The 14,368-nt window shown below is 62.4% G+C and carries 11 protein-coding genes; all 11 read left to right on the top strand.

Annotated features, from left to right (window positions below):
- The first annotated feature begins 150 nt into the window (after window positions 1–150).
- The 11 genes from GBB14_RS07080 to GBB14_RS07130 all read left to right on the top strand — a co-directional run bounded on the left by GBB14_RS07080 (window position 151) and on the right by GBB14_RS07130 (window position 14,345).
- Complete coding sequence (locus GBB14_RS07080; protein ID WP_151529618.1) at window positions 151–1,275, top strand: ABC transporter ATP-binding protein; 1,125 nt, start codon at window positions 151–153, stop codon at window positions 1,273–1,275.
- Between the two features lie 487 nt (window positions 1,276–1,762).
- On the top strand, window positions 1,763–2,407 hold the full coding sequence (locus GBB14_RS07085) for a hypothetical protein (protein ID WP_151529619.1): 645 nt from the start codon (window positions 1,763–1,765) through the stop codon (window positions 2,405–2,407).
- A gap of 273 nt (window positions 2,408–2,680) precedes the next feature.
- Window positions 2,681–3,589, top strand: coding sequence for a hypothetical protein (locus GBB14_RS07090; protein ID WP_342447798.1), 909 nt, complete (start codon window positions 2,681–2,683; stop codon window positions 3,587–3,589).
- Window positions 3,590–3,688: 99 nt separating this feature from the next.
- Complete coding sequence (locus GBB14_RS07095) at window positions 3,689–4,651, top strand: ABC transporter ATP-binding protein (RefSeq protein ID WP_225976700.1); 963 nt, start codon at window positions 3,689–3,691, stop codon at window positions 4,649–4,651.
- A gap of 1 nt (window position 4,652) precedes the next feature.
- Entirely contained in the window at window positions 4,653–5,408 is a 756-nt protein-coding gene (locus GBB14_RS07100; protein WP_151529621.1) for an ABC transporter permease, read from the top strand.
- 25 nt (window positions 5,409–5,433) lie between these two features.
- Complete coding sequence (locus GBB14_RS07105; protein ID WP_151529622.1) at window positions 5,434–6,522, top strand: sensor histidine kinase; 1,089 nt, start codon at window positions 5,434–5,436, stop codon at window positions 6,520–6,522.
- On the top strand, window positions 6,519–7,136 hold the full coding sequence (locus GBB14_RS07110) for a response regulator transcription factor (RefSeq protein WP_151529623.1): 618 nt from the start codon (window positions 6,519–6,521) through the stop codon (window positions 7,134–7,136). Before GBB14_RS07105 ends, GBB14_RS07110 begins: the two co-directional genes overlap by 4 nt.
- Before the next feature lie 112 nt (window positions 7,137–7,248).
- Window positions 7,249–9,564, top strand: coding sequence for a 3'-5' exonuclease (locus tag GBB14_RS07115; protein WP_151529624.1), 2,316 nt, complete (start codon window positions 7,249–7,251; stop codon window positions 9,562–9,564).
- A 114-nt stretch (window positions 9,565–9,678) separates the two neighbouring features.
- Complete coding sequence (locus GBB14_RS07120; protein ID WP_151529625.1) at window positions 9,679–11,145, top strand: FAD-binding oxidoreductase; 1,467 nt, start codon at window positions 9,679–9,681, stop codon at window positions 11,143–11,145.
- A gap of 28 nt (window positions 11,146–11,173) precedes the next feature.
- Window positions 11,174–11,935 carry a decaprenylphospho-beta-D-erythro-pentofuranosid-2-ulose 2-reductase gene (locus GBB14_RS07125; protein ID WP_151529626.1) on the top strand — a complete coding sequence of 254 codons (762 nt, stop codon included), beginning with the start codon at window positions 11,174–11,176 and terminating at the stop codon, window positions 11,933–11,935.
- A gap of 205 nt (window positions 11,936–12,140) precedes the next feature.
- Window positions 12,141–14,345: an arabinofuranosyltransferase gene (locus GBB14_RS07130; RefSeq protein WP_151529627.1), complete on the top strand. Its 2,205-nt coding sequence runs from the start codon at window positions 12,141–12,143 to the stop codon at window positions 14,343–14,345.
- The last annotated feature ends 23 nt before the right edge of the window (window positions 14,346–14,368 follow it).

The following is a 14,368-nucleotide window of genomic DNA, read 5'->3' on the forward strand; positions in this document are numbered from 1 at the left end:
AGTGTTGGACTGTGCCACAATCGACGAGGAGTGCTTTGTATGGCACGAATCGCTCGGCAGAAATAGCCGGCTGCTTCGCGGCCTGCTCATACCCCCTTCACAACGGATCGTCCGGCACGTACCTGCCGGTGAAGAAAGGTGTGCCAAATCATGGCAACTGTGACTTTTGATAAGGCGACGCGCGTCTATCCCGGCGCGACAAAGCCCTCCGTCGACTCGCTCGACCTGCACATTGAGGACGGCGAGTTCCTCGTTCTCGTCGGCCCCTCCGGCTGCGGTAAATCCACCTCGCTGCGCATGCTCGCAGGCTTGGAGGATGTGAATGCCGGCAGGATCTTGATCGGCGGCAAAGATGTGACCGCGATGCAGCCGAAAAACCGCGATATCGCGATGGTGTTCCAGAACTACGCCCTCTATCCGCACATGAGCGTGCGGGACAATATGGGATTCGCCCTGAAGATCGCCGGGGCCGCCAAAGAAGAGATCAACCGGCGGGTGGGCGAAGCTGCGGACATCCTTGACCTCACCCAGTTCCTCGACCGCAAACCCAAGGCCCTCTCCGGCGGCCAGCGCCAGCGCGTAGCAATGGGCCGCGCCATTGTGCGCCAGCCCCAAGTCTTTTTGATGGACGAGCCGCTCTCCAACCTGGACGCCAAGCTCCGCATCCAAACCCGCACCCAGATCGCGGATCTGCAGCGTCGCTTGGCCACCACCACCGTGTACGTCACCCATGATCAGACTGAGGCGCTGACCATGGGCGATCGCATTGCGGTGCTCAAAGACGGCATTCTCCAGCAGGTCGGAACTCCAGAGGAAATGTATGACAAGCCGGCCAATGAATTCGTCGCCGGCTTCATTGGCTCGCCCTCGATGAACTTCGGGACCTTCACCATTCAGGGTGAGCGCGCGGTGCTCGGAGACACGGAGATCCCCGTGCCCCGCGACGCCATCAGCGCCCTGAAGGAGGAGGACCAGGGCACTCTCACCGTGGGCTTCCGCCCCGAATCCCTCGAGCTGGTGTCCTCCGATACCCCCGGCGCCATTCCGCTGCACGTGAACCTCGTGGAGGAGCTGGGATCCGATGCCTATGTCTATGGCTCCTTGGCCGGCGCCGACCCCGAGAAGGCACCGACGTCGGGCTCCATCGATTCCACTCTCATTGTGCGTGTTCCTCCGCGCACCGTAACCAAGGGCGATGGCACGATCTACGTGCGTATTCTTCCCGATAAGCAGCATCTCTTCTCCCCCTCCACGGGAGAGCGCCTGATCGACTAACCACCCCTCGTCGCCTCCGTTTCATCGCCCCCGCCGCACCGCATTAGCTGCGCTGGGGGCGCTGCTGCGATAGGCGCTAAAAACCTCGCATCAGCAAGCCTGTATGCCAGGGAAATTGTCGAATTTGGCGGCACGTTTGCAGCTCAACGACGGAACCTGCAGGCTCGGCAGCTTCTTTCCGACGTAGCTCCCGTGCTATCGCCGTCACCGCGGCGAGTTTGTACACTGTGGCGCCCTCAGCCAACCAGAGCCCCTCAGTAACCCCCCGCTCCACAAGCGAGCCACTAGCCCACATATTGGCGGCGGAAAACCGCCTTTACTGGACGTTGAGTAAGTAAAATTGGAGATCTATGACGCTCCACCGAGGGACCGAGCAGTGTGTGCACTAGCGCGCCATCGGCGCCGGACGGCGCATCAGACCATCCACGTCACCGACGTGGTGGAGAGCTCGCTTCTTTTTCACGCCTATCTAGTGAAGGTGAATTCATTGAGTACCCGCACCACCTACTCGACAGCCACGAAGGCATCGGCACTAGCCCTCGCCGCGGGGCTGTGTATCGCTGGACTGACAGCGTGCAACGACAATGACACCACAGCAGCCCCATCTAGCAGTGAGGCTACGACCACCACCGTCACCGAAACCTCAACAACGACCATCACCCCAGATGAATCGACCGAGAGCAGCGGGCCGCCGTCTCCTAGCTCTGAGAGCAGTAGCCCTGAGAACTCGGCCGGAGCCTCGACATCGGAAGCCGAAGCACTCGCATTAGCCGCGGCAGAAACAACGTTCGGCAGTGGCAGTTGGGTTGTCTCTGATAGCTCGGAGTACGACCCAGATAGTGATATGTCGTACATCCTGCTTGACAATAATGATCTGCGCGTTGACCTACGGGTTGTACTTTTTCACAAGGGTTCGGTCCAAGGATTCGCAGGTGACAATCGTATAGCAATCGCGGGAGCCGCAGCGGATCCCAACGGCGTTCGCGTGTCTTTTGTGGACAGCGCAGCCTTTCGCGCTTCAGGAGAACCACTAGCGAACATGTACGCCTTCACCAAGGAGGTTGTCTACTACTGGAATGGCGACCACGTGTCTTATGAAGGAGAGATGCCGGAACCGCCTGAGCTTCCGTAGAGGCCACGCCGAAGTGTGGCGGCGGGCGAGCATCACCGGCGCCGATGGAGGCGATCCTGGTTGATCGCTGACTACGAGTGAGATCATTAGCCAGAGGCCCGCGCTAGCAGCACGTATCTACCGTGAAAGCGCGGAAGCACCGCCCTAGCCACCTTGGGGCGAGGAGACGCGTGCACGGTAGCCGCATATAACACTGACTTCCAGCACCTAGCCTCGAGTCATATACTGAACACCATGTCTGGATGTCATCGCGCTCCCTCTCGTCTTCCCCGCGTGTCCCGCCGCGTTGTGGCGGCTGTATCGACGGCGGTGATCGCCTCGGCCGCCACCCCGCTACTGGCCACCTCGGCTGCGGCGGCGCCGGTACCACGCACCAACCACAATGGCACCATCGATGCCCCAGCGCGCACGCAAATCTCTTTTGAACACACCCCCACCGGTATCCATGCAGGTACCGCGAACGAGCATGAGTCCCGCCCCGGGCTGTCGATCGTGAAGATGTACATCGCCGACTACGTCTTTAGACACGGCACCGCCGAAGAAAAAGCGCAGGCCACCCAGATGCTGCGCACCTCGGATGATCGCATCGCCTCCCAGCTCTATGCGAAGTATCCGCAGTCCATCAACGCCACTGCCCGCACCTATGGCCTGCATGACACCCACGGTGCCGCCCACTGGGGTAATTCCACTACCTCCACGGCAGATAGCGTGAAATACCTTGAGGCGAAGAAGCGCGAGAACCCCACCGATCCGGTACTCGTAGCCCTCGCTACCGCCTCCCCCGTGGCGGCCGATGGCTATGCCCAAAACTTTGGCACCTCCACACTGCCTGGGGTGATCGGCACCAAGTGGGGCTGGTCGGATGATCGCCGCTCTTTCCACGCCTCCGCCAGCTATGGCCGTGACTTCTCCGTGGCGGCCGCCACCACTGGATCCGCCGCGCAACTCACCCACGATGTGCAGTCTGCTTTCGGCCCCAGCGAGCACATTCCTGCCCCGCCGAGCCTGCCCAACCCCGTGGGCTCTGCCGGTCTCTCCCTCGTGAACTACCCGGCGCGCCAGGTGCTGGATCAGCGGCTCGGCCATATCGCCCCACCAGTGAGCGATCCGGTGCTGGCAGTGGTTCCGGAGTATGTGCCGCTGCCGCAGCCAGTGGCCGCGGCCCTCCCCCAGCCGCGCTAAACACCCGCGCCCACCTGCGTCATGCTCGCTGGGGCCGCCGTGCCATCACCCATGACAATAATCATGGGTGATGGATGACAATCCCCCTACGCTCCTATCATGGCTGCCCGCTTGGATGAGGGCATGACGCACACATCACCCACCGGCTCTCATGTCGGTACCGGCGCCAGCTTCACCCACGTGAGCAAAGTATTCTCGGGCCGAACGCCGGTTCGGGCGCTTCAGGATGTCTCACTGAAGATCAGCTCTGGTGAGATTATTGCCCTGCTCGGGCCCAATGGCGCAGGTAAAAGCACCCTCATCGATCTCCTACTCGGGCTCACCACCCCGAGTTCGGGCGAGGTGAGTATATGCGGCACCACCCCGCGCCAGGCTGTCTCTCGTGGCCAAATAGGAGCGGTCCTACAAACAGGCGGGCTGCTTCCCGATCTCACTGTCGAGTCCACTGTGCGACTAATCGCCAGCACCTATCCCAGTACCCAGCCTGTAGAGGAGGTACTGGAGCGCGCGAATCTCAGCACCATTCGCCGCCGCAGAGTGCAGGCCTGCTCCGGTGGCGAGCAGCAGCGTCTCCGCTTCGCTCTAGCACTGCTGGGCAGCCCCACGTTTCTCATTCTCGATGAGCCCACCGCCGGCATGGACCCCACCGCTCGCCGCAACTTTTGGGCGTCGATGCGCACCCACGCCAGCCACGGCACCACCATCCTCTTTGCTACCCACTATCTCGAGGAGGCACAGAACTTCGCTGAACGCATCGTGGTGCTCAACGAAGGAAGCATCCTCGCCGATGGCAGTGTCTCCGAGATCAGAAATATGAGCAATGCCCACACGATCGAGGCGGAATTCCCCACCACTTTTTCCCCGGAGGAGTTGCTGCACTCGCCCGTCGCGGAGCTGGTGCAGAACATAGACCACTACGGCACCGGCAGCTGGCATCTCACCACCACTGATTCCGACGCTCTCGCCCGCTACCTGCTCAATCACACCGCGGCACGGAATCTGCAGATCTCCATCGCCTCGCTTGATGCAGCCTTCCTCGCTGTAACCTCCAAGGAGAGCTAATATGACCTTTCTTCTGCTCAATCTCCGCCGTGTACTCACGGATAAGGCAGGACTATTCTTCTCCGTGGCGCTGCCCGTGTTCTTCTATATCATCTTCGGAGCCTCCCAGCCTTACGGGGAGCAGCCGCTCAACCATGGCAATGTCAATGCTTACGTCATGATCGGAATGGCCTTCTACGCCGGTGCGGTGGGCGCCGTTGGTGGCGCTGGGACTACGGTACTCGAAGGGGTATCGGGATGGAATCGTCAGCTCGCGCTCACCCCATTGAAACAGCGCACTCTCATCGCGGCTCAAGCTGCGCCGTTGGCGTTGCGAGCCTTGTTGCCCGTGGTGGCGGTGTATATCACGGGCGCGATCGCCGGAGCAGAGATGCCGTTGAAGGCCTGGGTGCTCTCGGGTGTGTTGTGCGTACTCGTCTCCCTTCCTTTCGGCCTCTACGGCACGGCATGGGCCCAGCTGTTGCGTACAAACACTGCGGTGGGAGTTGCGTCCAGCTCCTTGGTGGTGCTGGCTTTCGCCGGCAACGTTTTCACCCCCCTGCCAGAATCTTTCCTGCCATTCGTGCGCTTCACTCCAGCCTATGGTCCCGGCGCGCTGGCCCGCTATCCTTTAACTGAGGGAATCCAGGCCATCGCGGACGAATCGGGCACGATCTCTGATCCTCTGTCTTATGCTCTAATCAGTGTTGTGGCGTGGACGGTCGCGTTCAGCACACTCGTTCTGTTGCTGAACCGCCGCGATAAATCACGCGCCTAGCCCGAGCGAGGAAGCGAGCGCACCCATGGCAGCACCATCCGATTCCTTCACCGGCGCCTTCTCCAAGCCATGGCAGGGTTTCGATCTCTACACCTGCGTCTTCGCGAGCCTGTGGCTTCCCTTCCTCGCTGTTCAAATGGCGCACGCTCTTGCCACCTCCTCCACCGCCGAACGAGTCTGGGCGGCACTCTGCGCTTTGGTGTTCGCGGGCGTCTACAGTTTTTCCTTTGGATCGCACGCCTATTATCCGCGCGGCTGGTCAGCGGATTCGCGCTTTTGGTCGGTAGGTGCTGTATTAATCAGCATTATTGCCTTTTCTAGTGTCGTTCTAGGTAGCTGGATCGTCTGCTTTCTGCCGTTTCTTGTCTCTTTTATTGCGTTTTTAAGGCCGTGGCGTTTCGTTATAGTTGCGGTTCCACTGCTATCTGCTCTGGCATCGATCTTCGCGCTCGCCACGGGAGCAGAGCTGGAAATCTTGGTCCTCACGGTCATGGTTCCTGCAATGATCATGGTGGCTGGGCTGGCTAACGATCGGGAACGCACCTCCCGCCGAATCTGCCAAGAGTTGAAGCAATCCCGCGAGCGGGAGAAACTCGTCACGGATGTGCACGATCTGCTGGGGCATTCCCTCACGGTGATCAACCTCAAAGCTGAGGTCGCTGCCCGCTATGTGGATCACGATGCCGAGCGGGCCAAAGCCGAGATGGAGGCGGTGGCCGAATTGAGCAAACGCAGTCTCGCCGAGGTGCGCGCGGCGGTGAACCATCAGTTGGGCCGTGATCTCGCCACCGAGCTCACCCATGCCCGCGAAGCCTTGGCCACTGCAGGTATCGCTCACACCATTGACCAGGGCGCAGACATGCAGAATTCGCCACTTTTTGCTTGGGTGCTGCGCGAAGCCGTGACCAATATCATCCGTCATGCAGGTGCCACTCACTGCCAGATCACGGTGCAGCCGCAGCTCCTGCGAGTGCAGGATAATGGCTGTGGAATCGGCAACCACGATGGCAATGGCCTGCGCGGCATGCGCCGGCGCGCCGCGGCAGCAGGAGCGCAACTACAGATCGATGGCAACAATGGCACAACCATCACGGTACAGACAGGAGCAGCATGATTCGCGTTCTTCTCGCTGATGACCAAGCGCTCGTCCGTGGCGCTCTGGCGGCTTTATTGGATCTGGAACACGACATCGAGGTCGTAGCTCAGTGTGGCTCCGGCACAGAAGTGGTGGAGCTTATCGATGCTCACTCGGTGGATGTCGCCCTCGTCGATATCGAGATGCCCATGATGGATGGCCTCGCCACCGCCCAAGCGATCACCGAACGCAATCACCATGCAGCCACGCCCTGCGCCTGCCTCATCGTCACCACTTTCGGCCGCGCGGGCTATGTGAAAACAGCGCTGGCCCACGGTGCGCGCGGATTTTTGGTCAAGGACACCCCACCAGAACAGTTGGCCGAGGCTGTGCGCCGAGTGCACCAGGGCCTGACGGTGATCGATCCAAAATTGATGCAGGAAGCGCTTTACAGCATGGAATCCCCACTCACCCCGCGCGAGGTGGAGGTAGCTAGACAGGCGCTCAGCGGGGCTGATACTCGCAGTATCGCCGCCGAGCTACACATGAGCACGGGCACGGTGCGCAATCACGTGTCCAGTATCATCGCGAAAACGAATACCAGCAATCGCTATGAGGCTGCCCGCGTTGCCCGCGATCAGGGCTGGCTATAAAAAAGAAACCCTCAGCGATGGCGCATTCACTAAGCTGTGCTTCATATGTAAACGCTACTGCGGCACGAGTGGGCGTCGATAAGCGATCACAACAGCACATGGAGTGAAGCGAATGAGCAGCACCCTGATGATGGGTAAAAATTTCCATTCCGTTCCAGGTATGGAAAAACAGATTCTGGCCTTTATTGAGAAGATTCAAAAGGACCCAAGCCACCCTTCACTAAGGATCAAGCCGCTAAAAAACACCGCCGATCCACGAGTGCGCACCGGACGGGTGACGGAAAAATACCGTGCGGTACTGGTGGAGCTCGATGGCTCAAACGGGCGGCTGTTCATGCTGCTGCACGTGGATAATCACGATGAGGCCATCGCCTATGCACAGACGGTGACGGTGAAGATCAACTCCACCAATGGCGAGGTAGTCATCGACAATAGCGGCACACCGAGCGCCTCTACGTCTCCGGAACTGGATGCGGAGATCGAATCCCGCGCCAAGCAGCGCGCTGCGGAAATCGCCGCCCAGCAGCTTGCCGACGCCCAAAAGGACCAGCCGGACGCGAGCGTGGGCACCCCCGCCCAGCTACCTCAGACCCCACCGCGCGAGATCCTGCGCGCCGCGAATATCAGCACCGAGGATCTCAGCACCGAACTGGGCCTATCCGCCACCACCATCGCCGCAGTCCAGGCCGCCGAGAACGACACCGTCTTAGACGAGCTGCTCGCAGAGCGCCCGGAGTTCGAGCACGACGCCATCGTGGGACTGCTCGCGGGAATGAGCATCGCCGAGGTGGTTGAGGACCTCGGGCTCGAGCACGTCGACGCAGATGAGGAAACCGTCGGCAGGGATGACACCATCATCAACTCGCTGCAGCGCTCCAGCTACTGGATCGACCCCTCCGAGCTGGACCTCAAAGAAATCCTAGAAGAAGGCAGCTTCGCCGAGTGGCGCACCTTCCTCCATCCCTCCCAGCAGCGCGCCGTGCAGAGCCAGCACCGCGGCAGCGCCCGCATTCTCGGTGGCGCCGGCACCGGCAAAACGGTGGTGCTGCTGCACCGCACCCAGTATCTCTACACCCACGGCGCCCAGGGCGGGCAGGTGCCGCGGATCTTCCTCACCACCTTCACCAAAGATCTCGCGCGGCAGCTGAAAACCCAGATGAATGTGCTGGACCCCTCCTATCCTGAGGCTGGGATGCCCGGGACCCCTGGGGTGTGGATCAACGGTATTGATTCGGCGATCTACAACTTCATCACCAACGCCAATAAGGAGGAGCTCGACGCCGCCCTCCACGCCACTTTAGGAATCAGCAGCTCCTTTGTGCCCCGGCCGCTCGATGACCGCGAGGTGCACAAAAACTGGGAGCTGGCCGCCGAGCTCAATGGTGAGGGACTGCCCCAGGACAAGCGGCATCCCGCGTTCCTCAACGATGAATTCACCGATATCATCCTCGCCCACTCCATCACCGAGATGAAGGACTATCTGCGCATCACCCGCACGGGCCGGCACACCCCCTTGGGCCGCAAGGAACGCAAGATCGTATGGACTATCGTCAAGGCCTTCATCCGGCGCTGCTCCGAGCAGAAACGCCTCACCTATCCGGCGCTCGCGGTGGTGGCCGACCACATTTTGGAAGCCCGCCAGCAGCCCTTCTTTGATCACGTGGTGGTGGACGAGGGCCAAGACTTCCACGCCGGGCACTGGCGCTTCATCCGCGCCTGTGTGGCCCCCGGCCCGAATGACATCTTCCTCGCCGAGGACTCCCACCAGCGGATCTACGGCAATCAGCTGCCGCTGAGTCGCTTCGGCATTGAGACCCGCGGCCGCGCCACCAGTCGGCTGCGCCTGAACTATCGCACCACCGCGGAAAATCTCAGCTATGCCTCCGCCATCCTCGAGGGCGTGCACTGGCTGGACTCCAGCGGCGAGGAGGACACCCTCACCGGCTACCGCTCCGTGCGCACCGGCCCGCTGCCGCGGATCGTGCACGCCGCCACCCCAGAGGAAGAAGACGCCGCCATCGAGCGCGCCATCACCGCGTGGAGCACCAACGCCAGCGCCTCCACGCATATCGGCGTGCTCTGCCGCGATAAACGGCGCGTGGTCATGCGCACCAGCCATTTGGATTCCGCCGGTATCACCACCAGCACCCTGCGTTCCGGGGCCGCCACCCTCGAGGCGCCGGTATCGGTGATGACGATGCACAACGCCAAAGGCATGGAATTTACCCACGTGATCCTCGACGGCATCAATGAGCAGGCCATTCCTCGGCGCGGCGGGCGGATGCCGCTTCCCGACGCCGAGCGCGAAGACGCCCTCCAACGGGAACGAGCCCTGCTCTACGTGGCCGCATCCCGTGCCCGTGACGAGCTGCTCATCACCACTATCGGCGAGCCCTCCTCCCTACTGCCGGAGTGTGGTGAGGGCTAAACCTCAGCCGGGAGGCAGTGGCGCCCCGCGCACATGTTGGATTATTCACAACAACTCAACAAAACGGGCATGGAAACCCACAATCACGGCCCCGCGGAGTAGCCTTGTTTAGCGATGACGAGCACACAAGGTAAGACCAGCACCGCTGCTTCGAACGGTGCCCACGGAACCCTGCACACAGAAGCCACAACCCTCACCGGCTGGGGCCGCACCGCCGCCACCACGGCTCACGTGCTGTCCACCCCCGATGTGGAAGAGATCGTTCGCGCCGTCACCCTCGTGGCGGAGCAGAACGAATCCAAGCCCAACCATCTCAAGCGCGGCATCGTTGCCCGCGGTATGGGCCGCTCCTATGGCGACCCGGCTCAAAACGCCGGTGGCCTCGTGGTGGATATGACCCCGCTGAACCACATCCACTCCATCGATACCGAGACCGCCATCGTGGACGTGGACGGCGGCGTCACCCTCGACCAGCTGATGAAGGCCGCCTTGCCCTATGGGCTGTGGGTGCCGGTCCTGCCCGGAACCCGCCAAGTCACCATCGGTGGCGCTATCGGCCCCGATATCCACGGCAAAAACCACCACTCAGCCGGCTCCTTCGGCGACCACGTGGTGTCTATGGAACTGCTCGTGGCCGATGGCCGCATCCTGCACCTCGAGCCGGAGGGCTCCGCGGATGACCCGCAGGGCGAGCTGTTCTGGGCCACCGTCGGCGGCATGGGCCTCACCGGCATCATCCTACGGGCGCGCATCAAGATGACCCGCACCGAGACCGCCTATTTCATTGCCGATGGCGATCTCACCGCTAACCTGGACGAGACCATCGAGTTCCACTCCGATGGTTCCGAGAAGAATTACACCTATTCTTCCGCTTGGTTTGATGCGATCTCGCCCGAGCCGAAGCTGGGCCGCGCTGCGATCTCCCGCGGCTCTCTGGCCACCCTGGCCCAGCTGGAGGAGCTCAACCCGAAGCTGGCGAAGGACCCGCTGAAGTTCAACGCCCCGCAGCTGGTGACCGTGCCCGATATTTTCCCCAGCTTCACCATGAACAAGATGTCCATGGTGGCCATCGGTGAGCTGTGGTGGCTCAAATCCGGCACCTATAAAAGCCAGGTGCAAAACCTCACCCAGTTCTATCAGCCGCTGGATCTCATCGGCGAGTGGAACCGCGGCTATGGCAAGCGCGGCTTCCTGCAGTACCAGTTTGTGGTGCCGCGCGAGGCCGTGGAGCCCTTCAAGTCCATCGTCAAGGACATCCAGGCCTCCGGACACTACTCCGCACTCAACGTGTTCAAGCTCTTCGGCGAAGGCAATAAGGCCCCGCTGTCCTACCCGATGCCGGGCTGGAATGTGTGCGTGGACTTCCCCATCAAGAAGGGCCTCGGCCAGTTCTTGGATGATCTGGATCGACGCGTGATGGAGTTCGGCGGCCGCCTCTACCTGGCCAAGGAATCCCGCACCACCGCCGAGAACTTCCACCAGATGTACCCCGGCATGGAGGGCTGGCTAAAGACCCGCAACGAGATCGACCCGCACGGTGTCTTCGCCTCCGACATGAGCCGCCGCCTCGAGCTGCGCTAATTTACGCCCGCGCAAGAAAGGAACCCACATGCTGAACGCTGTAGGCCAAGCCCAAAATATTCTCCTGCTCGGCGGCACCTCCGATATCGGACTCGCCATCGTCGAGCGCTTCCTCAAGGAAGGCCCTGCCCGGGTGACCCTCGCCGCCCGTGAGGACTCCCCGCGCGTCGCCGAGGCCACCGCCCGCATGGAAAAAGCCGGCGCCTCCGCCGTGGAAGTGCTGGACTTCGATGCCACCAACACGGACTCCCACGCCGACGTGATTGATCTCGCCTTCGCCGCCGGCGATGTGGATGTGGCCATCGTGGCCTTCGGCATCCTCGGCGATAACGAGGAGCAGTGGCAAAACCAGCAGGAAGCGGTCAAGGCCGCGACTATCAACTTCACCGGCGGCGTGTCCGTGGGCACCCTGCTAGGCCAGAAGTTCAAGAAGCAGGGCCACGGCCACATCGTGGCACTGTCCTCGGTGGCTGGGGTGAAGGTACGCCGCTCCAACTTTGTCTACGGCGCCACCAAGGCCGGCTTCGACGCCTTCTACGAGCAGCTCGGTGAGGCCCTGCGCGATAGCGGCGCCCACGTCCTCGTGGTGCGCCCCGGCCAGGTACGCACCAAGATGACCGAAGATCTCGACGAAGCCCCACTCACCGTCGATCGTGAGGACGTAGCCAACGCCGTGTTCAAGGGCGTGAACAACAATAAGGACGTGATCTGGGTGCACCCGCTCTTCCAGCCGGTGATGATGATCCTGCAGCACGTGCCGAAGCCCCTCTTCCGCAAGCTGCCCTTCTAAAGGCCCGTCCTGGCCCCTGCGACTACTGCAGCCGCCTCATCCGCCCCGCCCGGCTCTCTCCGCAGAGGAGGAGTACCGTCGGCGGGGCGGTTGCGTATGCGGGTGATACGGGGCGTGGAGGGTGGCGTCGATAAGCCCCGCGATGCATTAACTGAGCAGCGTGGATGTTTTCCCTCCCCGCGCGCGGGTGTGTCACACTAAATGCATGAGTACCAGCACCGCCTCAGATGGCTCCCTGCGCGCTCCCCGCACTCCCCGCCCTGCGCGGGACAACCCCGAGCCTGATGGCCTCGCCCCCTACGCCCCCGATGCCTTAACGCCGAAACGGGCGGCCCTGTCGGTGCTCGCGGCGGGCCTGGCCGGCGCCGTCGCCACCTATGTGGCGTGGCTGATACTCAAAACCACCAATCTGCCCGCTTTTGGCACCTCCTATGTATCGCGCGCGGCCTCCACCGCAGTCACCGTGATCCTGCTGCTCACCGTGCTCACCTTCGTGTACCTGTGGCTGCAGGACGAGCACGCCTGGCGGCACGGGGAAACCACGGCGCGCTCGCCACTGCGGCGCTGGCTCACCATCGCGCTGTGCTATCTCAGCCCCGCCGGGCTGGTGGTCTCCTCCCTCGGTATTCCCCTCTCGGCTACCAGCCTGTATCTCGATGGCGCCAGCGTGGACCAGGGCTTTCGCACTCAGTTCCTCACCCGGCTGACCGACACCGCGCGGCTGGTGGATATGAACTACATCAACATGCCTCCCTTCTACCCAGCGGGATGGTTCTGGTTCGGCGGGCGCTTCGCTAACCTGGTGAACCTGCCCGGCTGGGAGGCCTTCCAACCGTGGTCGCTGATCACACTCGCCGCCGCGGGCTGTGTACTCGTGCCGGTGTGGCAGCGCATCACCGGATCGCTGCCCGTGGCTACCGCCATCGCGCTCACTACCACCGCCATCACCCTCGTGGTAGCCGCCCACGAGCCCTATGCCGCCATCATCGCCATGGGTGCTCCCGCCGCGGCAGTGCTGGCCCGGCGCGCCCTCGACGGGGCCCGGATGTCCATGCTGGGTCTGGTGATCTACCTCGGGGCCTCGGCATCCATGTACACCCTCTTCACCGCAGTGATCGCGCTCTCGGTGGTGCTGTTGGCGCTCGTTGCTGCCGTGGTGGGATCCCGCTCCGTGGCGCCGCTGCTGCGACTTGCGGTGATCGGCCTGAGCTCACTCGCCGTGGCCGCAGTGGTGTGGTGGCCCTATCTAGCCGCAGTCCTCAGCGGCCAGGCCACCTCTGAATCCTCCGCCACCCACTACCTGCCGCGCCAAGGCACCGAGATTCCCCTGCCCATGTTCTCCCTATCGCTGGTGGGTGTGTTGTGCATGATCGGTGTGGCCTATCTGGTGATCCGCGCCGCCGACCGCGATATCCGCGCCCTCGGGCTCTCGCTGGTGGTGTATTACGGCTGGTCGGTGGCCTCCATGATCGTCACTCTCGCCGGTAATACCCTGCTGGGCTTCCGCCTGGAAACGCTGATCACGCTGCAGTTGGCCACCGCGGGTGTGCTCGGCATCGCGGAGCTGCGGCTGGTGGGGCTGGATCAGCTCTATCCGCGGATGATCTCGAAGAAGCTCAAGAGTTCCATCACCGCGCTGCTGGTGATCGTGCTGGGAGTGAGTGGTGTGGCCTACGCCCAAGATATCCCCAACAAGCTCTCGCGCGGCTTGGACTTTGCCTATACCGACACCGACGGCAATGGCCAGCGCGGTGATTCCAACCCGCCGAACGCAGCCCGCTACTACGGCGATATCAGCACGTTCATCACCGATGAGCTGGGCAAGCCCGCTGGAAATATCGTGATCGCCACCGACGAGTTCAACCTACTCTCCTACTATCCCTTCCACGGCTTCCAAGGCATGACCGCCCACTACGCCAACCCTCTGGGACTATTCCGACAGCGCAATGAGCAGCTGGAGAGCTGGGCCCAGGCCTCCTTTGACCCGAAGATGACCCCCAGCTCCTTCGCCACGCTCTTGGACGATGCGCCCCTCCATGGGGCCTTCTCTGGCCCAGAAGCCTTCGTTTTCCGCGGCCAGCTCGATGGCTCCCCCGCCGAAGAGGACATCGACGTCACGGCGCCGAGCGCTGGGGCGACAGACACTGCGTCGAGCGGAGACGCGGCGGGCGCCACCGGCGCCACCGGCTCTTCAGGAACGGCCTCTGCCCCCAGCACCAACCAGCCCGTGGACACCCCGGCGGGCGCGTGGAAGCTGGACATCTCCGAGGACATCTACCCGAATAATCCGAATGTGCGTTTCCGTGCGCTCTGGTTTAACCCGGAGATGTTTAACGCGCCGGATGCGCCGTGGACAGTGAAGCAGATCGGCCCCTTCGTGGTGGCTGTGCGCACCACCACATCCAGCTAGCACGCTGGGCTTTCCGCCACGGC

This window comes from Corynebacterium sp. 51B, from assembly GCF_008930785.1.
Lineage (GTDB): Bacteria > Actinomycetota > Actinomycetes > Mycobacteriales > Mycobacteriaceae > Corynebacterium > Corynebacterium megadyptis.